This window comes from Agrobacterium sp. DE0009, assembly GCF_007680755.1.
In the GTDB taxonomy this organism is placed as follows: Bacteria; Pseudomonadota; Alphaproteobacteria; order Rhizobiales; family Rhizobiaceae; genus Agrobacterium; species Agrobacterium tumefaciens_B.
Genome location: NZ_VEIU01000004.1, coordinates 332,378 through 352,937, shown reverse-complemented (window position 1 = coordinate 352,937; position 20,560 = coordinate 332,378). Strand labels below are relative to the sequence as shown.

Genomic DNA, 20,560 nt, shown 5'->3' with positions numbered 1-20,560 from the left:
CATCACCATCCAAGCGACAACATTATCTGTGCGTCACTTCGCGCCCGTTGATCTGCCGAGGCCCAGCAGATGATAAAAGGCAATCGCGCCGATCGTCGCCGTGCCGATACCGTCGAGCGTGAAGCCGGCGACGTTGAGCTTGAAGTTGCCGGCACCGAGAACAAGCGCGATACCGACCGTGATGAGGTTGCGTGGCTCGGAAAAATCGACCTTGTTTTCAACCCAGATGCGGCCCGCAGTCGCGGCAATCAGGCCAAAAACGACAACGGACAGCCCGCCGATAACAGGTCCCGGTATTGTCTGGATCAGCGCACCGAACTTCGGTGAGAAACCGAGGAGGATGGCGACCAGTGCCGCAACAACGAACACGAGCGTCGAGAAAATGCGGGTGATCGCCATGACGCCCATGTTTTCGGCATAAGTCGTCATGCCGGTTCCGCCGAAAGCGCCGGAAAACATCGTCGCTAGACCATCACCGATAAAGGCGCGCCCGAGATAACGGTCGAGGTTCTGGCCGGTCATTGCGCCGATCGCTTTGATATGCCCCAGATTTTCAGCAACAAGGATAACGACCACGGGTGCAATCAGCGTGATGGCGGATGCGGAAAACACCGGAGCAGTGAAAGTCGGCAGACCGAACCATGATGCAGCTGCGACGCCGCTAAAGTCGACGGGTTTGCCGAGACCGAGGCCGTTTGCCACCACGAGATAGGCGATATAGGCAATGGCACCACCCAGGAGGATCGGCAGGCGGCGCGCCATGCCGGGCGCGTAGACGGCAATGGCACCGACTGATGCGACAGTCAGGATCGCAATCCAACGCGAGAGCTGGTCGCCATCGGGATTACCGGGACCGGAGCCGGAAGCGCTGGCAATCGCAATAGGCGCGAGAACGAGGCCGATCGCCGCGACGATCGCGCCCGTCAAAACCGGCGGCATCAGTTTCTCGATCCAGTTGTGTCCGGCGATCATGACGATAACGCCGATCAACGCATAGAGCACACCGGCTGCGATGATGCCGCCGAGCGCCAGGGCAATATTCGGGCTCGCGGCACCGGCAGCGGCACCCGTTGCAACAAGCACGGGCCCGATAAACGCGAAGGACGAGCCAAGATAGCTTGGAACGCGACCGCCAACGGCGATGAAGAAGATCAGCGTCGAGATACCGGAAAACAGGATCGAGACGTTGGGGTCGAAACCCATGATCAGCGGGGCAAGAACCGTAGAACCGAACATCGCAACGACATGCTGCAGGCCAAGCACAGCCGTCTGTCCGGCGGGCAACCGCTCATCGGGCAGGATGCGCCCTTCGGTTTTCAATCTCCAACGCGGAAAATATCCACCCGTATCGCTCATTCTCGTCCCCCAGGAAACAACCGGCAGGCATGCGCGAGGCTCCTCCCCTGGATTCGCCGCCTCACAGAACGTCTGCCGTTTAATGACATACCGCTTGCGCACGAAGCCGAATCGGTTGCCGGCGCATTATTGTCAGGTACAGCGGTTCACCCCGACTGTCATCCGCTCCGGCCGGTTTTCCAGATGTCAGTGTTTTGTCAGCCAACACGCCGCACGTGGTCGCTCTCCGGTTGCTGCGTAGGCGGTGTGTACCGAAGCGTATTTTTTGCGCGATAAAGCGCCTCATCGGCCCTTCGAAACGCAGCGTCACAGCTCGTCTCGCCGGCAGGCACGACGCTGAGCCCGAACGACGCTCCGATAACCATGGGCTTTTCCTGTATGAGATAAGGCTGGGAAATCTCCAAGCAGAGTTGCCGGCAAAACAACTCGGCTTTCGCAGGAGAAACGTCTGACATCAGGAGGGCAAACTCGTCACCTCCAAGTCTGAAGACGCTGTCTCCTGCACGACAGGCCGCTTTCAGACGTGCAGCGACTTCCTTTAGCAATGCGTCACCCGCTGCATGGCCATGAAGGTCGTTAATCGCTTTGAAACCGTCAAGATCAAGGCAAACGACGGCAACCTCTCCGGTTTTGGACATGCGATCGAATTCCGGGGAAACCATCGATCGGTTCGCGAGGCCAGTCAGAAAATCATGCGTGGCAGCATGCCTCATCCGGCGCTCGGCTTCGACGAGAGAAACAATGGCACGCCGTGAGATGCGTGCCGCAACCGTACAGACGACAACGAGAACCAGAATGACGGCGACTGCAAGCGGCAGCGATTGCCTTAGCAGATCATGTGCCGGCGTCGCTGGACGCCAGGACAATGCCTGCGCCTGCCCGTTCGGCCCACTTGCCACCTCCACCTTCGCGCGCCCTTCGGAAACGTTCACTGCGGGTCCCATGGTCGCGTCGTCGAGCAGGAAACGATTACCAAGGAATTCCTGAAGACTGCCGGCGATAGGGATTGCTGAAACGAGGATGGGGGCATGTGTACCTTGTGGAACGGTGGTGCTGAAATCCGGCTGAAACAGGCTTGCCGACAGCAGCACTGCTTCATCGCCAATCACTTCGATCTTGCTGAAGGCGATCGGCTGAGGGATACCGGCTGGGCGGCCGGCCTTTTCCCTGTCTCTGACGGCACCGATGAGCGGACGCGCATCAGCGGCTATCATTTGCGCCCCGCGTACGAAAAAGGGCCGGTCCTGGAATTCATCGTCCGTTTTGGTGTAGACGATGTCCCCACGACCGTTGATGATCATGACGAAGCGCGTCCGTGACGTCCCGATCAGCGAACGGCCGATGTTGCGGTCAGTCCATTCCAGATCGAAGGCATTGTCGATCTTGGCGATGGCCTCATCCCATATCGTCCAGGCCGTCAAAGCGAACTCTACATCGGAAATCCAGATCGATATATTGCGGGATACCAGCGTCTCCTGACGCTCGCGGACTTCCCTGTCTAGCCGGGCAACCCCGAAGTACGGGATCGCGGCAAGACCGATCAGAAGGACCGCGACGAGCAGGACGGCGGAGCCTACAAGTCTGAATTGGGTTGAGCGCATCTTCAATAGGCGTCCTGATGTTGTGGAGACGGCATATTGACGTTGCGGCGTTTAACAGCGGTTACGATCTCTGCTTTTTCAGACGTGTGGGTTAATGCTTTATTTTAGCTATAGCGTAATTGCGGACGGCGCCGGCCCTACAAGTCAGTAGCCGGCGCCGGGATCGCAGCTTTATCTTTTTTCGATAGCCGCCAATATCTCATAGGCGGCGCGAACCCGCTCGACATTGGGATAGAATTTATTGGCCAGGATGACGATGCCGATCTTACGCTCCGGAATAAAGGCGACGTAGGCACCAAAACCATTGGTAGATCCGGTCTTGTTGATCAGCACATCCTTTCGCGGCGCCATAGGCGGGGAAATTGCCGTGACCGGGACGGTCTTCACCAGTGCACCCGAATTCGCCTCACTCAACGTGTTGAGCGAAACCGGATAGGCAAATTGCTCCCATACCATGTCCTGCGTCATGGGACCGACGCTGAAATAGCCGGTGTGGGTCGCCGTAACTGCCTGCTGGATTTTTGCATCCAGTTTTTCGAGCGCCATGTTGGCGTTGACGAAGCGGATCATGTCTTCGGCTGTCGATCTCACACCATAGGCCTCGGAAGAGAGGACACCGGGTGTCAGGCGGACGGGGTCACCATTCTTTTTATAACCCTGCGCATAGTCGTCCATTTTTGCTTTCGGCACCACGGTGAAGGTGTTTTTGAGACCGAGCGCAGCAAAAAGCGTGTTGTGCATGGCGTCATCGAAGCCCTGCCCCATCGCCTTTGCAGTGATGTATCCAAGCATGCCGATGCTGGGATTGGCGTAACTTCTGTGGGTGCCGGCCCTATAGGAAGGTTTCCACCCCTTCAGATAGGACATCAGTTGCTCTTCCGTTTTCACGTCGTCAGGCACCTGCAAGGGAAAACCGCCTGCCGTATGGGTGCTGAGATGATAAAGTTGGACGTTGCCAAAAGGCTTTCCCTTCAGCGCCGGAACATAATCCGCAACCTTCCCCTCAATCGAAAGCTGACCATTCAGTGCGGCATAGGCGCTGAGCGTCGCGGTAAATGTCTTGCTGATCGAGCCGAGTTCGAACAGCGTCTGCGGCGTAACCGCCGCGCGCGTTTCGTTTGAGGCGACGCCGTAGGTGAAGACTTGGCTCTGTCCGTCAACAGTAATGCCAACGGCCATGCCGGGAATGCCGTTCTTCTCCATGATCGGACTGATGGCGGCGTCGGCTGCCGCTTTCAGCTCGGCCTCAGCGGCGGCAGATGCCTGCACGGAAAGGCCCGTCGAGAGCAAGGCAGCCAATGCGATATGTCGGCGGGTGAATTTCATGTTTCGCTTTCTCCAAAACCTCAGGTGGATTTTCAGCCTCTCAGCCAACCCCAGCGAAAAACGTGTAACCGCGCTACATTGCACGAACAAACCATGATATCTGGGACGAGACACAAGAAAATCTAGGTCTTGGATGGTACGCCAATTTCTTCCCCTGAACGGTCTGCGGGCTTTTGAAGCCTCCGCCCGGCACCTGAGTTTTACCCGTGCGGCCATCGAGCTTTGCGTGACCCAAGCGGCTGTGAGCCAGCAGGTGAAGGGGCTGGAGAGACGGCTTGGCGTGGCGCTTTTCCAACGGCTTCCGCGCGGTTTGAAAATCACGGCCGAAGGCGAGGCACTGCTCCCGACGGTTACCAGTTCCTTCGACCAGATGGCGACGACGCTTGACAGGATCGAAGCCGGACAGGTGCGCGAATTGCTGTTTCTGGGCGTCGTCGGCACTTTCGCCGTGGGCTGGCTGCTGCCACGGCTGGCGGCTTTTCAAAAGCGATACCCGTTTATCGACGTCAGGATTTCGACAAACAACAACCGAGTGGATATGGCGGCCGAGGGCCTTGATTTCGCCGTTCGTTTTGGCCAGGGCTCATGGCACGGCACCGATGCATTCCGGCTCTTCGAGGCGCCGCTTTCCCCGCTGTGCACGCCGAAATTCGCAGAGACACTGAAAACTCCCGCCGACCTCATGGAAGCGACCTTGCTGCGCAGTTACCGTGCGGATGAATGGAGCACCTGGTTTGCAGCAGCCGGCGTGACGCCCGCAGCGCAGGTCAACGCGGGTATTGTCTTCGATACCTCGCTTGGAATGATGGAAGCCGCGCTTCAGGGGCTTGGGGTCGCGCTTGCGCCACCATCGATGTTTTCACGGCATCTCGCCTCGGGTGCGATCGTTCAGCCATTTCCCGTTACGATTTCGCTCGGGAGCTATTGGCTCACGCGGCTGCAATCAAAACCGCCGACACCAGCGATGCAGGCGTTTTCCGAGTGGATGTTTGAGACGATTGGTTCCTCCTAAGCAGCCGATGAGATAGCCAGCAGGACGCCGCCGGCGGCACAGAACAACACCACCGCCCATGGCGGTGTTTTCCACACCGTCAGCAGGATGAAACCGGCAAGCGCGAGTGTGAAATCCTTTGCCGTAAAGATGGCACTCGTCCAGACCGGATCATAGAGAGCAGCACCGAGAATACCGACGACGGCGGCGTTTGCGCCACGCATGGCCGCTTGCGCGAGCAGCCGTTTGCGAAACCCCTCCCAGAATGGCAGCGCGCCGACAAGCAGAAGCATACCCGGCAGGAAGATTGCAACAAGCGCAATAGCAGCACCTGCCAGACCATTCGGCTGCGGCCCGACAACCGCGCCAAGATAGGCCGCGAAGGTGAAAAGCGGCCCGGGAACGGCCTGGGTCGCCCCGTAACCGGCGATAAAGGCATCTCTCGTCACCCAGCCATTTGAAACGACTTCCGATTGCAGCAGCGGCAGGACCACATGCCCGCCGCCGAAAACCAGAGCGCCAGCCCGATAAAATGCATCAAACAGGGAAAGGCCCTGCGATGCATCCGATGCCGCGAGCAGGGGCAGAAAAACAAGAAGGAGAGCGAAACTGGCAAGCGAGACAAAGCCGACAGTTTTCGGCACCCGGAAACAGAGATGGCTTGCCTGCCCAGCGGCTTCTGCACGACAAAAGACCAGACCGGCGACGGCACCGACAGCGAGCGCCAACACCTGTCCGAAGGCGCCAGCGACAAAGACGACGCAGACAATCGCGGCAAGCGCGATGCTTGCGCGCTCCCGGTCCGGCGTGAGGCTTTTCACCATGCCCCAGACCGCCTGCGCCACAACGGCAACGGCAACGATCTTCAAGCCGTGCAGCAAGCCCGTCCCGACAGGTCCATCGATGGAAGCCGCAACCGTGGCAAAGAGAACAAGCAGAATAGCCGAAGGCAGGGTGAAGGCCGTCCACGCTGCAAGCGCACCGAGCGGCCCTGCCCTCAGCAGCCCCAGCGCAAAACCGACTTGGCTTGAGGCCGGCCCCGGCAGGAACTGGCAGAGCGCCACAAGATCGGCATAAGCTGTCTCATCGATCCATTTGCGCCGGACAACCAGCTCATCGCGAAAATAGCCGAGATGCGCGATAGGACCGCCAAAGGACGTGACCCCGAGCTTCAGGAACGCCGCAAAAACCTCCCCCGGTGTGCCACGCCGGAGGCTGCGCCCCTCTGTCTCTACAGTTCGCGCTGACGATTTCACGGAAGCTCCCTTATGTGCAAACGGCTAGTCGTCAACACAGATCTGTCTTGAAATGGTCTCGATATCAAACACCATCATGACAGGGATATGAAGGGGTGGCACCCGCAAAACGGTTTCGCTAACTCAGCCTGCCGACATCGCCGAAAGCCTGTCCGGCTGGAAGGCTTCCAACAATCCAAGATAGGGTTTGGCGAGCGGGGTGGCATAGGCACCGCGCTTGGCAGTGGAAAGCCCCATGGCGACCAGCGATTCCGCCTGTTTGACGGCTGCCGCGACACCATCGACAACAGGCACGCCGAATTCCTCGCGCAATTCGGCGGCAAGGTCAGCCATGCCGGCACAACCGAGCACGATCGCTTCCGCCCTGTCATCTCTGATCGCCAGCGCGATTTCCTCGCGCAACCTTTCGCGCGCGTTGGAGCCGGGATCTTCCAACGACAGCACCGGAATATCCGCGGCCCTCACATTGCAGCGCGAGGACATGCCATATCGATGGACAAGGTGTTCCACGGGCAATCTTGAGCGCTCCATCGTCGTGACGACGGTGAATTTCTGGGCGATGAAAGCGGTCGCCGACACCGCGGCTTCGCAAATGCCGAGAACGGGAATATCGGCCAGAGCGCGCGCCGCATCGAGCCCGGTATCGTCGAAGCAAGCAATGATCGCGGCGTCGGCTCCAAGCTGCGGCGCCTTTGCGAGTTCCAGCAACAGGCCCGGGACGGCAAAAACCTCGTCATAGTAACCCTCGATGGAAACAGGGCCCATGGAAGAGGTGACGGCAAGGATTTCCGTGTCGCGGCCAGCGATCCGATTGGCGGCATCGGCAATTGTTTGCGTCATGGACTGCGTGGTATTCGGATTGATGACGAGAACGCGCATTTTCCGTTTCTTTATCCGCGCGAATGGCGGCGATTGAGCATGACGATCAGACCGAGCGTGGCCGCGATCACCAGGAATGAGAACAGGGTTGTCACAGCGCCCAGTGCATAAAGCACCGGTGTCGTGACGTTGGTGGTCATGCCGTAGATTTCCAGCGGCAAAGTGTTGTAAGTGCCTGCCGTCATCAACGTGCGGGCGAACTCATCGTAAGACAGGGTGAAGCCGAAAAGACCGACGCCGATCAGGCTCGGTGCGATCATCGGTAGCACCACATGGGCGAAAGTCTGCCAGGAGGATGCGCCGAGATCTCGGGCCGCTTCTTCATAGGACGGGGAAAAGCGGTTGAAGACGGCGAACATGATGAGCACGCCGAAGGGCAACGTCCAGGTCAGATGCGCGCCGAACGCTGATGTATACCATGAGGGTTCCAACCCAAGCTGCTGAAAAAGAACACCAATGCCGAGCGATATGATGATCGACGGTACGACGAGGCTGGCAACGGACAGGTAAAACAGCGGTGTCGCGCCGATGAATTTGCGACGGAAAGCTAGGCCCGCCAGCAGCGAAACAAGTACGGTGACGATCATCACCATCAGCCCGAGGCCGAAGGAGCGGCGGAACGAGCCGCCAAAGTCGCCGACTGCCTGTTGCTCGAAGAGGTTGCCGAACCAGTGTAGCGACATGCCGTTCAGCGGGAAGGTCAGGCCGCCATTCGGACCCTGGAAGGCGAGGATGAGAATGGCCGATAGCGGGCCATACAGAAACAGCACAAAGAGCGCGAAAAAGAAGGCAAGGAAATAGAATTCGCGGCTGCGTTTTTCCCGGTGCATGGATCAAAGCTCCTTGCGAATATCAACGATGCGCAGGATGCCCGCGACCACCAGAAGAACGAGGATGAGCAGGATGACGGCGTTGGCGGCCGCAGCCGGATATTGCAGCAGCGACATCTGGTTCTTCATCATCAGCGCCACCGAGGCGCTCTGGCCACCGGACATGACCTGAACGGTTGAGAAATCCGCCATGACCAGGGTCACGACGAAGATGCTGCCGATGGCCATGCCGGGCTTGGCGAGCGGAATGATGACATTGGTGAGTGTCTGCCAGCCGGTCGCGCCGGCGTCACGCGCCGCCTCGATCAACGATTTGTCGATGCGCATCAGCGTGTTGAAGATGGGCGTGACCATGAAAAGCGTATAGAGATGCACCATGGCCAGCACCACGGCGAAGTCGGAATAGAGCAACCACTCGATCGGCTCGGGAATGATGCCGGTGCCGACCAATGCGCTGTTGACGAGACCGTTTCGCCCGAGAACGGGAATCCAGGAAATCATGCGGATGATGTTCGAGGTCAGGAACGGCACGGTGCAGACGAGGAACAGGACCATCTGCATGGTGGTGGTGCGAATGTGGAAGGCGAGGAAATAGGCTACCCAGAAACCGCAGAAAAGCGTGATCGCCCAGACCATGGCGGCATATTTCAGCGTGTTGAGATAGGTCTGCCAGGTGACCCAGGAGCCGAGCGTCTCCAGGTAATTGAAAGTGACGAAATCGGGGTACATCTGGGCGAAGTCATAATCCCAGAAGCTGACGACGGCGATCATCAGGATCGGCAGAGCCAGGAAAAAGCCGAGGATCAGGAAAAGCGGCGTCGCCTGCACATAGGAGACGAGCTTTGTCGGCAGCGCGAAGCTGCGGGGCGGCTTGTCCTTATTTTTATCGCTGACGCCGATGAGTCTGACCGTCACCATGGGGGAGCCTTTCGGTGGATTTTCGGATGCACCGGCGGCTTCGCACCGGGCAATGTGTCAGGCAAAGCTCTCTTCAAACGCGACGTCATCCTCGGGCTTGTCCCGAGGATCCAACCACGTCTGATGTGGTGGTTCGTGAGATCCTCGGGTCAAGCCCGAGGATGACGGAGTGTTTAGAGGCTCTGTCCCTGTCAAGACCGGCAGCCGACGCCACCGATCTCAACTTTTCGGGTGCTAAGCGGCGATGAACTCGTTCCAGCGGCGGACCATGTAGCGGTCTTCGTCCATGACAGAGTTCCAGCACGCCACCTTGCCCATTCGCTCCTCAAAGGAGCCGCCATCGCGCACCGCGCCGGCCTTTTCCATGACCTTGCCGTCTGGTGCGATGATATCGCCCTGCGCGGGCTTGCCTTCGACCCAGTAGCCCCACTCGTCGGCGGTCATGTGCTCCTTTGCTGTTTCCATCGCCGCCGAGTAATAACCCTGACGATTGAGGTAAGCGCCGACCCAGCCGGAGGTGTACCAGTTGATATATTCATAGGCTGCATCGAGCTTCGCACCGGACAGATGCTTGGCGAGACCCAGACCACCGCCCCAGGAACGATAGCCTTCCTTCAGCGGCTGGTACTTGCAGGCGATACCCTTGGAGCGGACGGCGGCAACGGCCGGCGACCACATGGACTGGATGATGACTTCCCCCGAGGCCATGAGGTTGACGCTTTCGTCGAAGCTCTTCCAGAAGGCGCGGAACTGGCCGTCCTTCTTCGCCTTGATCAGGAACTCGATGGTCTTGTCGATCTCTTCCTTCGTCATATTGCCCTTGTCGGCATATTTGATGTTGCCCATGGCTTCCATGATCATCGCCGCGTCCATGATGCCGATGGACGGGATGTTGAGGATCGAGGTCTTGCCCTTGAACTTCGGGTCCATGATATCGGCCCAGCTGGTGATATCACGGCCGACGAGATCGGGGCGGATGCCGAGCGTGTCAGCATTGTAGATGGTCGGAACCATGGTGAAATAATCGGTTTCGCCCTTGGCGAAGGTCTTGTCGCCGGGCTTCTCGACGTAACCGACCGTGTGCGGCGCGGTGCCCTGCGCCACAACGCTGTCAGGCTTCAGCTTGCCGTTTTTGAACAGCGGCACGATCTTGTCGTAGTACTTCAGCTTCTTGATTTCCATCGGCTGGATAACACCCGCCGGATAGACCTTCTTGAGGATCCAGTATTCGATATCGGCGATGTCGTAGGAATTCGGCTGGGTGACGGCGCGCTGGGCGGCTGCATCGGAATCCGTCGCCGTCATCTCAAGCGTGATGCCGAGATCGGCCTTGCACTTCTCGGCAATGGCATTGAGGTTGGAGACGCCGGTGCCGAACTGGCGGATGGTGATGGGGTTCTGCGCCCAGATAGTCGGGAAGCCTGTGATGAGGCCGGAGCCGATCGCCGCACCCGTCGCGGCCGCGCCTGCCTTCAGAAGGCCACGGCGGGACAAGCCCTTCTTGCTGTTGATGGTATCGGTCATTTCAAAGTTCTCCTCTGGTTATTTTTTGGGGTCACTTCTCTACCCGGCCGAGCACGATGGCATCGGCCGCATTCCATGAAAGCGGTATGGCATCACCGGCCTTGACCGGATTTTCGAAGAAGGCGGCATCGCTGAGGATGACGTTGAAGTCCTCGATGCCCGCGCCGGTGACGGCAATCTTCACGCTGGCGCCGCGATATTCGACGTTGGAAACGATGCCGGTGAAACCGAGGCCCGGCTGATCCGCTTCGCCGACGCGCACGCGGTCGGTGCGCACGGCAATATCGACCGCGTCATCGTCAGGCGCGACGCCACTTGCGGTGAAGCTGCCGCCGCCGACAACGTCCAGCGTGACGAGATCAGCGCTCTTCTCCCGGAAACGCCCCGAGATGACATTGTGATCGCCCATGAAGCGGGCGACGAAAGCGGTCGCCGGACGTTCGAACACCTCACGTGGCGTGGCAGCCTGCTCGATGCGTCCGTCGTTCATCACGACGATGATATCGGCGAGCGCCATTGCCTCTTCCTGGCTGTGGGTGACATGGACGAAGGTGATGCCAAGCGACGTCTGCAGCTTCTTCAGCTCGGCGCGCATTCGTATCTTGAGGAAGGGGTCAAGCGCCGAAAGCGGTTCGTCCAGCAGCAGCGCCTCGGGATCGGTAATCAGCGCCCGCGCCAGCGCGACGCGCTGCTGCTGGCCACCGGAAAGCTGGGCGGGGCGCCGGCTGGCATAGGCCTCGAGCTGCATCAGTTGCAGCATCTCGAGCGCCTTCGCCCGGCGGGCATCCTTGTCCACGCCCTTCATCTTGAGGCTGAAGGCGACATTGTCGACGAGATCGAGATGCGGAAACAATGCATAGGACTGGAACATCATCGCCGTGCCGCGTCTGGCGGGCGGCAGGTCCGTCACAACCGTATTGCCAAGCCTGATATCGCCGCCGGAAATCGTCTCATGGCCGGCGATCATCCTCAGCGTCGACGTCTTGCCGCAGCCCGAGGGACCAAGAAGGCAGCAATAGCTGCCGGCGGGAATTTTGAGGCTGATCGCATGCACGGCGGTGGTGCTGCCGTAGACCTTGGAAACGGAAGCGATGTCGATTGCTGCGGCTTTGCTCATAAACACTCTCCTGCGACATCTTGGTCATGCAGGAGCCGCGCCAGTTGGGCTTTGCCATTGATCTAAAATAATATTTGTCCGCTGCCCGAAAAGGCGAATTCGGACATGCTCAAATTTAGGTCGATTGTTTTCGATCCATTGCAGAAATTGTATGCAATCCTGACTGGCGGATTTTGCAGCTTCTAACGGGCCTTGAACCGCTCGAAAGCGGTGAGATGCTGGATAACAGGATAAGCTTCCCACCTATAGATTTCCGTGCGCAGGAAATGCAGTTCGTCGTCCAGACTCTCTTCCGGCAATTCCACCCACCAGGATTTCGGTCTGCCATCCGAGCCGTCGGACCAGCGATAGCCGCGCTTTTTCAGATGATCCTTCATGTCGAACGGGCTGTTTTCCGCGTAGAGGCGCACTTTTGACCGCTGGCTTGCCGCATAAAGTTCGGCAAACGGCGTGATGCTGTCGCCCGGTCGGGTCTGCTCAAGGACCTCCAGCAGAGCGAAGCAATCATCCACGGCGCGATGTCCGTCATGGAAGTAGCCGGATTGCCCGATGAGATAGCCGAGCTTGTTACCCTCGAAGCCCCGGCCTTTCCAGTCGATTTCGGAAACGGAACAAGCCCAGGCCTTTTCGTGGAAGATAGGGGAAAAAGCCTCGCAAAACGGCCGGTCGAACCCGGCATTATGGGCGATGATCAAATCCGCATCGGCGACAAGCGACGTTAGGACGTCGATATCGATCGACTGCCCTGAAACCATTTCGTCCGTAATTCCCGTCAGGCGCGTAATATCCTCGGGGATTGCGATATCGGGCTGGCGAAGTCCGCCATAGATGCCGGTGACATCACCGATCATCCCGTGGTCGTCGAACGTAAAGGCGATGACGCCAATTTCGATGATCTCGTCTGCGCGGTGGTCAAGGCCAGTCGTCTCCGTATCGAGGATCACGCCCCGCCGCGGATAGTCCGGCCTCGGCCGGTCAACGACCGCGCGCTGCTGCAGCCTGCGCAGGACGCGATAATTGCCAGTGGACTCCAGGTAGTTCGCAAGCGATTCATCATCAGCCGCCGCGCGCTGAACTCTCTCGCGCCCTACCGCTTTCCGCCCCTTGTCAGCCTGGGAAAGCCGCGCCGCGGCAGGAGCAAAGAAGTCCAACTGAGAGGTCATTAGGGGCCTGTCCGCCTTGCCGAAAGATCGAAATTAAGGGACCCAACATATGCTCAGAGGCTCACGGTAACAACCGCATGAAACCTCATCCACAGGAACAACGAACGAAGTGGGGCTCAAGTCCGGTCCTGCCCAGAACGACCCCACCGCCTCTCACCCACAAGGGAACGCTTTACGACGTCTGGCGATTGAGGACATTCTTACAATTGGCGGGACGACCGATGATTTCGCTCGTCTTGATGACCGATGCTGCATCGGCGGTCATCTTGATGATGCAGTCGCGCCGATGTTGCTTGATCTTCATGCCCTCCGTTTCTGACACCTGCGCCTTTCCGTCGACAGTGCTGATTTCTCGCCTGTTGCTGAGACCCGCATAGGTTTCCACATCGACCTTCAGCCAATAGGATTCGGTTTCGCCGTTTTCGATGATAACCTTGTTCGGGCGGCCAAGGCGATCGATCGCGGCTTCACGCGGCTGACCAACAAAACCCGCGACAGTGCGTGAAATCTGCGTTTCTCCTGTCGTGGTGCAGGCCGCTACGAAGACCAGAACGGCTGCGAGACAAGCGGTTTCAAACCATTTCATTTTCAGATCAATCCCCAACGATACAGCGGCCCCCTTGGCCGGCAATCGCCGCCAATCTAGGCACGTTCATGGCTCCCTAAAAGATCGAGCACTGCTTTGCGAGATCAACTTGTTATGATGATGCGGCGCTTTGCGAACTGGTCACGGAGCACGCGGCTATCTGTTGCGAAAAACGGTACAGGGTACCCCCGCTTGCCTGATGTCGTGACAGAGAGCGTTGGCTTCGGCTCTATTTTCACGGCCGATACGGGCGGCATAACGCGGGCGCGAGCCAAAATTTCCGCCTCTCTGGCGCACGATCAGTGCGCGTTCTGCATTGAGCGGCTCGGGCAATTGAACAATTGCGCGCGTAAACAGGCGGTTCGCCACGCCGGGATTATAGTGCGCGGAAAGCTGCACACCCCAGGGCGCCCAGTCTGCCGAGGAAACAAGGACGGGATCATTCATGGTGCGGGTGTCGGCGAGCCGCACGCAGGCATCGAAAAAAGGGCGGCTGTCGTCCAGTGCCGGAGCGGCCTTTTCAGGCGGATTATCCTTCCAGGTCTCCACCGGATGACCGGTAATGGCAAAGACGTAGTCCCGTGTCTCCGTCGGCAGGCGACCGTTGGCAATAAAATTGCGAAGGCCTGCCTCGCCCGCATTGTAGGCCGCTGCGGCAAGACCGAAATTGCCGAACCGCGTATTGAGTTCGGACAGATAACGGGAAGACGCCTCCAGTGCGGCAATAATGTTGAAACTGTCGTTCAGACCCCGCAGCCGCGCCGTTCCCGGCATGAACTGTGCAATGCCTTCCGCCCCCTTGGGGCTGACGGCATTCGGCCGAAACAGGCTTTCCCGCCAGATCAGACGCGCGAAATAATCCGGCGGAACCGCGTGCCGGGTAGCCAGCGCTTCGATGGCACGGCAAAGATCTTTGTTGTAGGTCGCTGCATGGATGCACAATTCCGGTGCGACATCGTGCCTATAGGTGCAGATGGCTTTGGAATCAGCGGTACCTTGATCCTGCGCCACCGCGTCCCCCGTGGCCAGCAGGCAGATGACAAGAGCCAGGCGGCTTATCGATAGTCCTGACAAACGAATGTCCCCAGACTGCTAAGGCGGAAATGGTTGTATCGGCCGATCCACAACCATATCCGTTGTCTTTAGCCTTGTCATCACGTGGCCACCCCGGTCGAGAAGCCCCGTTCAAAGGATGCGCTGGCAAAACGAGAAATCCCGCCCCCTGCGACGGGACCGGCCCGAGGCATGAGAGCGGGAGAATACTCGATTTAGCACCTGCCGCCCGAGGGCGATGACTGACCAGTCCTCAAAAGTCCTGCCATTCCTCCTGGTTGGCAGCAAGGGCAGCAGAGCCACGTGTGGCAAGGGGACGCGAGACGGCACGGCGCGGAGCGACGGGCGACGCCTGATGGTGGACGCTCCGTGAAGACGAGACCGATCGAGACGCATCCTCGAACTTGAATTGCCCCAGGAGTTCGAACAGGGCTGCGGCCTCGCGCGCCAGGCTGTGGCTTGCTGCCGTCTGCTCCTCCACCATGGCCGCGTTTTGCTGCGTACCCTGATCGACGGTGTTCACCGCCTGATTGATTTCCGCAAGGGCCGTGGACTGTTCACGAGCAGCGTCGACAATCGCCACGACGTTGCCATTGATATCCCGAACCTGCTCGGCAATCTCCTGAAGAGCCGAGCCAGCCTTTGTGACGAGGCTCACGCCGTTCTCCACCTGCGCGCCGGAGGCATTGATCAGGCTCTTGATTTCTTTTGCGGCCGTCGCGGAGCGTTGGGCGAGTTCGCGAACTTCCTGCGCCACGACGGCGAAGCCTTTGCCCGCCTCGCCTGCCCGCGCCGCTTCCACACCGGCATTCAGAGCCAGAAGATTGGTCTGGAAGGCGATTTCATCGATCACGCCGATGATATTGGAAATTTCACGGGACGATTTTTCGATCTGGTCCATTGCGCTGATGGCGTCGCGCACGACCTGGCCCGAATGTTCGGCATGGTCGCGGGCACGGGCGACGATCTTTCCTGCTTCGTCCGCACGGCGGCTCGAATCATTCACTGCAGTGGTGATCTCTTCCAGTGCGGCCGCCGTTTCCTCAATCGAGGCCGCCTGCTGTTCGGTGCGTCTCGCAAGGTCATCGGCAGCGGACCTGATTTCGTTAGAGCCGGACGAAATGGCGCCGGCATTTTCAGAAACCAGCGTCATCGCCCTTTTCAGCTTTTCAGACGCGGCGTTAAAGTCCGTGCGCAAGCGATCCAAAGATGGAATGAACGGCTTGTCGATGCGTTGCGCCAGATCACCATCCGCGAGGTCGGTGAGACATTGCGCCAGTTTCTCGACATTCTCGACGCGTCCCGTAACGTCAGTTGCAAATTTGACGACCTTGAACACTTTGCCGTTCAGATCGAAGATCGGATTGTACGAGGCCTGTATGAAGACCTTGCGGCCGCCTTTTCCAAGACGCATGAACTCATCCGCCACAAAATTGCCGCCGGCCAGCTTGTCCCAGAACTGTTTATATTGCGGCGACTGGATATAGGCGGGTTCGCAGAACATGGAATGGTGCCTGCCCTGCACTTCGGAAAGAGAATAGCCGAGCGCTGCCAGAAAGTTGTCGTTCGCAGTCAGGACTTCACCCTCGGGAGAAAATTCAATGATGGCCTGCGCCCGCGAAAGCGCGTCGATCTTGCCCGCATCTTCTGCCGACTTCAACTTTCGGTCAGTAATTTCAGTGGCGATCTTGACGACTTTGACGGGCTTGCCGCGCCGAAACACGGGATTATAGGAAGCCTCGATCCAGACCTCACGTCCGCCCTTGCCGATGCGCTTATATTGCCGCTGATCGAACTGACCGGCAGCGAGCTTGGACCAGAAGGCTTTATAGTCCTGCGAAGACACGACGGACGGCTCAACGAACATGCTGTGGTGCCTACCGACAATTTCAGAAAGGTCGTAACCCAATGCCCGACAAAAATTCTCGTTTGCTGTCAGGATCTTCCCCGAAAGATCGAATTCTATGATGGCCTGCGATTTGGAAAGCGCGGCGAGAACCGCAACGGCATTTACACCACGATCAAGAATACTCACGCGCCATCCTCCATAAAAGATAAATTCACACCAAGAATTGTTCGATGATATTATCATTGCATTATTAAATAATATTTAAGAATAATATTGACTTTCGTCATCAGTATAGCGCTGGAAAGACGCCCAATGTTCGGTGTCGGCTCTGATCTTGCGAAACGTCAGGGCCTTGGATTTCGTTCGGAACAATTGACGCGCGCTGGCGTTTCATCCCGATGCGGGATGCATTGGAGCTCCACGTTCCGCCTGCTGCACTGATTTCACCTGCAGGATGATCCACATGGAAAAGAACACGATCTGCATCTGGTACGACAAGGACGCCGAGGCTGCCGCCAGATTTTATGCCGAGACATTTCCCGACAGCGCGGTTACCGGGGTCAACCATGCGCCCGGCGATTTTCCCTCCGGTAAGAAGGGTGATGTGCTGACCGTGCAGTTCACGGTCGCGGGCGTTTCCTGCATCGGTCTCAACGGCGGGCCGGCCTTCAAACATAGCGAGGCTTTTTCTTTCCAGATTTCAACCGACGACCAGGAAGAGACCGACCGCTACTGGGACGCCATCGTCGGCAATGGCGGTCACGAAAGTGCCTGCGGCTGGTGCAAGGACAAATGGGGCGTTTCCTGGCAGATCACGCCCCGCGTGCTGATGGAAGCCCTGGCCGCCGGAGGCGCAGAAGCCAAGCGAGCCTTTGACGCCATGATGGAGATGAAGAAGATCGACATCGCCGCCATCGAAGCCGCGCGACGCGGTTGACACGAACCTTTCGGCGGGCAGACCTGTGTTCCTTGCTGCCCGCCGCGCTCCGGCTAGAAGTGGGATTTATCCCTTTACCCCCGAAGAAATCATGATCGCCTCCGTGACGCGTCTCTGGAAAATGACGTAAGCGATGATCACCGGGAGCGCCGCCAGCATGGCGATGGCCATGAGCCTGGCATAAGCGACACCAAAGGTGTCGTTGACCTGTGTGATGCCAACAGGGATGGTCATCATGTTTTCCGAGGTGACGACAAGGAAAGGCCAGAAGAAGGCGTTCCAAACCGTGATGAATGTTACGATCGCCATGGCGGTCGTGATGCCCCAGTTGAGCGGCAGATAGACCTTGAACAGAATGGTGTATTCGCCGCCGCCATCCAGCACCACAGCCTCTCGCATCTCTTTCGGCACGCTGTCGAAGAACTGCTTGTAGACGATGATGACGATGGGCGTGATCAGCTGCGGCAGGATGATGCCCGCCCAGGTATTGATGAGGTTGAGGTTCTTCATCAGGATGAACTGGGTGACCACAAGCGTCTGCGCCGGCACCATGAAACTCGCCAGCACGATGCCGTAAAGCAGCCGCCTGCCAGGAAAGCGGATTTGCGACAGGGCATAAGCGCACAACATCGAAATCAGCAGGACCGACACGGTAACGATCGCCGCCGTGCCAACGGAGTTGATATACCAGTTCATCAATTTGGTATTGAATATGGCGCTGACATAGGCGCTCAGCCGGAATTCATCCGGGATCAGCGATGTATTGCCCGCGACATTCTCATCCGAACGGATGGAGGTGACGAATGTCCAGTAGAGCGGGAAAATCCAGACCAGTGCCGCAGAAAAGGTCAGCACGGTCAGGATAATGTTTTCTAGTCTTCTGGTGAGGCTCATGAGTTCCTCCGGATGCGCAGCAGCTGGAACTGGAGAATGGAAACGATCATGATCAGCAGGAACAGCACGGTCGCGACAGCGGAGGCATAACCGCCATTGTTGAGCTGGAAGGCTTCACGATAGACTTTGAGCAGAAGCACGAAGCTGGAATTGAAGGGTCCGCCGCCGCTGAGCAGATAGATCTGGTCGAATATCTTTAATTGCAGGATCAATTGCAGAGTGAGCACGAGAGCCGTCACGGGCCAGAGAAGCGGCCAGGTCACCCGCCAGAAGCGCTGCCAGGTTGTCGCACCATCGAGCGAGGCGGCCTCGTAAAGCTCGGTCGGAATATTGCGAAGACCCGCGATGAACAGCAACACGTTGAAGCCATTCGTCCACCAGATGGTGACGACGGCGACCATCGGCATCACCCAGTATGGATTCTTGAAGACGGCGACCGGCTTTCCGGCAATCAGCGAAATGACAGGCTGGAGAATGCCGAACTGCAGATCGAGCATCCAAGCCCAGATTTCGGTCACGACCGATACGGGCAGCACATAGGGCAGGAAGAACAGGCTCATGGCGATCGTCTGCTTGACGCCCGAAAGACGGCTGACGGCGAGCGCTATCATCAGGGCGATGACGGTCGTCGGCACGACGGTCAGAAGCACGAAATAGCCGTTATTCTTCAGCGAGGTTACGAAGAGCTTGTCGCTCAGCAGCTTGGTGTAGTTGGCAAGCCCAACCCAGTTTCCGTCACCGATCAGCGGCGCATCTGTGAAACTCATGCGCACCATTTCAATCAGCGGATAAAGGAAAAAGGTGGCGAAGACCACGATGAACGGCGTCACCATCGACAGCGCGATCAGCGATTTCTTGCGCCGGTTTTCAATCATTGCCATGGACTGTCTCCGGAACTTCACGCATTGCAGGCGCCCCCCGGCCAGAGACCGGAGGGCTGGTATCCTGTCACTTCAGCTTGCTTTGCAGCTCTTCCTTGATCTGCTCCACCGCATCCGCACCGCTCATGAAGCCCTGGATGGCCGGCGCGATGACATTGAGCGCCGCATCATAGGCGGGCGAGGCAACACCGGTGATCGTGGTTTTCGGATCGAATACTGCCGCTTCCGCAAGAGATGCATAGGTCGCATTCGGCTGCATCGCCTTGTAGTCGCTGCCTTCGGTGATGGACTTATAGGCCGGGATATGGCCCGCATCCGCCCAGCTGATGGCATGTTTTTCCATCCAGCCGATCACTTTCATGACGGCGGCGCGCTTCTCACCCGAAACGGTCTTGTCGCCCTGGTTGGGAATGGCAAAGGCGTGTGAATCCGCCCATGTGGCGCGTTTCCCCATGAAGGGCGGAACCTCGACCGCACTCCATTTGAAGCCCAGCTTGTTGTTCTTTTCCAGATCCTTGTAGGTCGGCACTTCCCAGACGCCGTTTAGCTGGAAGGCGGATTTTCCGGCGGAGAAGAGCGCAACCGAGGCGGGATATTCCGCCTGCTCCGGCGCCCAGCCGTTTTCACGCCATTTCGACATGGTGTCGATGGCCTTAGCGGCCTTTTCGGCATTGTCGCCAGCAAGCACCTCGCCATTGGTGACGAGCTCGCCGCCCTGCTGCGAGAAGAGGGTGTAGAAGACACGCCAGACCCCGGCTTCGCCGCCGGATTGGTAGGTCACCGGCGTCTCAACGCCATTCTCCTTCGCCCAGGCCAGCGCCTTCTCAAAGTCATCCATCGTCTTGATGCCGGTCAACTTGCCTTCGGCGTCGATATAGGGCGACCCTTTGAGAAGATCGGCATTGTAATAAAGAATAAGCGCGTGAATGTCGAAAGGCACGGCATAGAGATTGCCGTCATGGGTCGCCGCCTCAAGCGGTGCGCTGAAGAAATCGTCTTTCTTCAGACCGGCATCTTCGAGGTCCTTGTCGGTAATCTCGCTCAGCACCTTTTCCTGGAGCGCCAGCGGCGCACGGGAAAGGTGGTAGGTCATGACATCGGGCCCCTCACCGACGGCAGAAGCGGTCCGCACCTTGGTGTAGAAGGGCACGCCCCATTCGAGCGTTGTTCCCTTCACCTGGATATCCGGATGTTCCTTGTTGAAGGCATCGATCAGCGCCTTCATGCGCACGCCGTCACCGCCGGACAGAAAGTCCCACCAGACGATATCCTGTTTGGCCAGCGCCGGCAGGGCGGTCAAACCCAAAACCGTGCCAACAAGCAATGTCTTGATCAGTCGCATCGTTCACTCCTCCCGTTATGTGGAAACACCCTTTGAAGAGGTGGTCTGCTCAATCGA

18 protein-coding genes are annotated in these 20,560 nt (G+C 58.3%); 2 read left to right on the top strand and 16 right to left on the bottom strand.

The window, feature by feature from the left end:
• Window positions 1–33 precede the first annotated feature (33 nt).
• The 3 genes from FS804_RS17120 to ampC all read right to left on the bottom strand — a co-directional run bounded on the left by FS804_RS17120 (window position 34) and on the right by ampC (window position 4,283).
• Window positions 34–1,356, bottom strand: a complete 1,323-nt coding sequence (locus tag FS804_RS17120) for a solute carrier family 23 protein (RefSeq protein WP_063949875.1) — start codon at window positions 1,354–1,356, stop codon at window positions 34–36.
• 197 nt (window positions 1,357–1,553) lie between these two features.
• Window positions 1,554–2,957: a diguanylate cyclase gene (locus FS804_RS17115; protein WP_144578000.1), complete on the bottom strand. Its 1,404-nt coding sequence runs from the start codon at window positions 2,955–2,957 to the stop codon at window positions 1,554–1,556.
• A 171-nt stretch (window positions 2,958–3,128) separates the two neighbouring features.
• Window positions 3,129–4,283, bottom strand: coding sequence for a class C beta-lactamase (ampC, locus tag FS804_RS17110; RefSeq protein WP_144577998.1), 1,155 nt, complete (start codon window positions 4,281–4,283; stop codon window positions 3,129–3,131).
• Window positions 4,284–4,416: 133 nt separating this feature from the next.
• On the opposite strand from ampC, the gene FS804_RS17105 reads away from it, so the two are divergent.
• The gene (locus tag FS804_RS17105) at window positions 4,417–5,295 is read left to right on the top strand and encodes a LysR substrate-binding domain-containing protein (protein WP_144577996.1); all 879 of its coding nucleotides are present in this window, start codon (window positions 4,417–4,419) and stop codon (window positions 5,293–5,295) included.
• Here the strand turns inward: FS804_RS17105 and chrA are convergent.
• The 10 genes from chrA to FS804_RS17055 all read right to left on the bottom strand — a co-directional run bounded on the left by chrA (window position 5,292) and on the right by FS804_RS17055 (window position 16,635).
• A complete protein-coding gene (gene chrA / locus FS804_RS17100; protein ID WP_144577994.1) occupies window positions 5,292–6,530 on the bottom strand; it encodes a chromate efflux transporter in 1,239 nt (412 codons plus the stop codon). The genes FS804_RS17105 and chrA overlap by 4 nt on opposite strands.
• 123 nt (window positions 6,531–6,653) lie before the next feature.
• Window positions 6,654–7,409, bottom strand: a complete 756-nt coding sequence (locus FS804_RS17095) for an aspartate/glutamate racemase family protein (protein ID WP_144577992.1) — start codon at window positions 7,407–7,409, stop codon at window positions 6,654–6,656.
• A gap of 11 nt (window positions 7,410–7,420) precedes the next feature.
• Complete coding sequence (locus tag FS804_RS17090) at window positions 7,421–8,239, bottom strand: ABC transporter permease (protein WP_144577990.1); 819 nt, start codon at window positions 8,237–8,239, stop codon at window positions 7,421–7,423.
• A 3-nt stretch (window positions 8,240–8,242) separates the two neighbouring features.
• Window positions 8,243–9,157: an ABC transporter permease gene (locus tag FS804_RS17085; RefSeq protein ID WP_144577988.1), complete on the bottom strand. Its 915-nt coding sequence runs from the start codon at window positions 9,155–9,157 to the stop codon at window positions 8,243–8,245.
• A 234-nt stretch (window positions 9,158–9,391) separates the two neighbouring features.
• Window positions 9,392–10,681, bottom strand: a complete 1,290-nt coding sequence (locus tag FS804_RS17080) for a PotD/PotF family extracellular solute-binding protein (RefSeq protein WP_144577986.1) — start codon at window positions 10,679–10,681, stop codon at window positions 9,392–9,394.
• Between the two features lie 31 nt (window positions 10,682–10,712).
• Window positions 10,713–11,798: an ABC transporter ATP-binding protein gene (locus tag FS804_RS17075; protein WP_144577984.1), complete on the bottom strand. Its 1,086-nt coding sequence runs from the start codon at window positions 11,796–11,798 to the stop codon at window positions 10,713–10,715.
• A 182-nt stretch (window positions 11,799–11,980) separates the two neighbouring features.
• Window positions 11,981–12,961, bottom strand: a complete 981-nt coding sequence (locus tag FS804_RS17070; RefSeq protein WP_144577982.1) for a 3'-5' exonuclease — start codon at window positions 12,959–12,961, stop codon at window positions 11,981–11,983.
• Window positions 12,962–13,133: 172 nt separating this feature from the next.
• On the bottom strand, window positions 13,134–13,547 hold the full coding sequence (locus tag FS804_RS17065) for a hypothetical protein (protein ID WP_144577980.1): 414 nt from the start codon (window positions 13,545–13,547) through the stop codon (window positions 13,134–13,136).
• Between the two features lie 156 nt (window positions 13,548–13,703).
• Entirely contained in the window at window positions 13,704–14,597 is an 894-nt protein-coding gene (locus FS804_RS17060) for a lytic transglycosylase domain-containing protein (protein WP_144578129.1), read from the bottom strand.
• Window positions 14,598–14,853: 256 nt separating this feature from the next.
• Window positions 14,854–16,635, bottom strand: coding sequence for a PAS domain-containing methyl-accepting chemotaxis protein (locus tag FS804_RS17055; protein WP_144577978.1), 1,782 nt, complete (start codon window positions 16,633–16,635; stop codon window positions 14,854–14,856).
• A 277-nt stretch (window positions 16,636–16,912) separates the two neighbouring features.
• On the opposite strand from FS804_RS17055, the gene FS804_RS17050 reads away from it, so the two are divergent.
• The gene (locus FS804_RS17050; protein WP_144577976.1) at window positions 16,913–17,386 is read left to right on the top strand and encodes a VOC family protein; all 474 of its coding nucleotides are present in this window, start codon (window positions 16,913–16,915) and stop codon (window positions 17,384–17,386) included.
• Window positions 17,387–17,452: 66 nt separating this feature from the next.
• On the opposite strand, the gene FS804_RS17045 is transcribed toward FS804_RS17050, so the two are convergent.
• From FS804_RS17045 to FS804_RS17035, 3 genes are all read right to left on the bottom strand, one after another.
• Window positions 17,453–18,280: a carbohydrate ABC transporter permease gene (locus tag FS804_RS17045; RefSeq protein ID WP_063949887.1), complete on the bottom strand. Its 828-nt coding sequence runs from the start codon at window positions 18,278–18,280 to the stop codon at window positions 17,453–17,455.
• The gene (locus FS804_RS17040; protein WP_063949888.1) at window positions 18,277–19,161 is read right to left on the bottom strand and encodes a carbohydrate ABC transporter permease; all 885 of its coding nucleotides are present in this window, start codon (window positions 19,159–19,161) and stop codon (window positions 18,277–18,279) included. Before FS804_RS17040 ends, FS804_RS17045 begins: the two co-directional genes overlap by 4 nt.
• A 67-nt stretch (window positions 19,162–19,228) precedes the next feature.
• A complete protein-coding gene (locus FS804_RS17035; RefSeq protein WP_144577974.1) occupies window positions 19,229–20,503 on the bottom strand; it encodes an extracellular solute-binding protein in 1,275 nt (424 codons plus the stop codon).
• Window positions 20,504–20,560: the final 57 nt, after the last annotated feature.

Coding starts and splice junctions, on each gene's coding strand:
- FS804_RS17035 (WP_144577974.1), bottom strand. CDS start 20,503: ATGCGACTGATCAAGACATTGCTTGTTGGCACGGTTTTGGGTTTGACC.
- ampC (WP_144577998.1), bottom strand. CDS start 4,283: ATGAAATTCACCCGCCGACATATCGCATTGGCTGCCTTGCTCTCGACG.
- FS804_RS17095 (WP_144577992.1), bottom strand. CDS start 7,409: ATGCGCGTTCTCGTCATCAATCCGAATACCACGCAGTCCATGACGCAA.
- FS804_RS17045 (WP_063949887.1), bottom strand. CDS start 18,280: ATGAGCCTCACCAGAAGACTAGAAAACATTATCCTGACCGTGCTGACC.
- FS804_RS17075 (WP_144577984.1), bottom strand. CDS start 11,798: ATGAGCAAAGCCGCAGCAATCGACATCGCTTCCGTTTCCAAGGTCTAC.
- FS804_RS17065 (WP_144577980.1), bottom strand. CDS start 13,547: ATGAAATGGTTTGAAACCGCTTGTCTCGCAGCCGTTCTGGTCTTCGTA.
- FS804_RS17090 (WP_144577990.1), bottom strand. CDS start 8,239: ATGCACCGGGAAAAACGCAGCCGCGAATTCTATTTCCTTGCCTTCTTT.
- FS804_RS17070 (WP_144577982.1), bottom strand. CDS start 12,961: ATGACCTCTCAGTTGGACTTCTTTGCTCCTGCCGCGGCGCGGCTTTCC.
- FS804_RS17115 (WP_144578000.1), bottom strand. CDS start 2,957: ATGCGCTCAACCCAATTCAGACTTGTAGGCTCCGCCGTCCTGCTCGTC.
- FS804_RS17080 (WP_144577986.1), bottom strand. CDS start 10,681: ATGACCGATACCATCAACAGCAAGAAGGGCTTGTCCCGCCGTGGCCTT.
- FS804_RS17085 (WP_144577988.1), bottom strand. CDS start 9,157: ATGGTGACGGTCAGACTCATCGGCGTCAGCGATAAAAATAAGGACAAG.
- FS804_RS17040 (WP_063949888.1), bottom strand. CDS start 19,161: ATGGCAATGATTGAAAACCGGCGCAAGAAATCGCTGATCGCGCTGTCG.
- FS804_RS17105 (WP_144577996.1), top strand. CDS start 4,417: ATGGTACGCCAATTTCTTCCCCTGAACGGTCTGCGGGCTTTTGAAGCC.
- FS804_RS17050 (WP_144577976.1), top strand. CDS start 16,913: ATGGAAAAGAACACGATCTGCATCTGGTACGACAAGGACGCCGAGGCT.
- FS804_RS17120 (WP_063949875.1), bottom strand. CDS start 1,356: ATGAGCGATACGGGTGGATATTTTCCGCGTTGGAGATTGAAAACCGAA.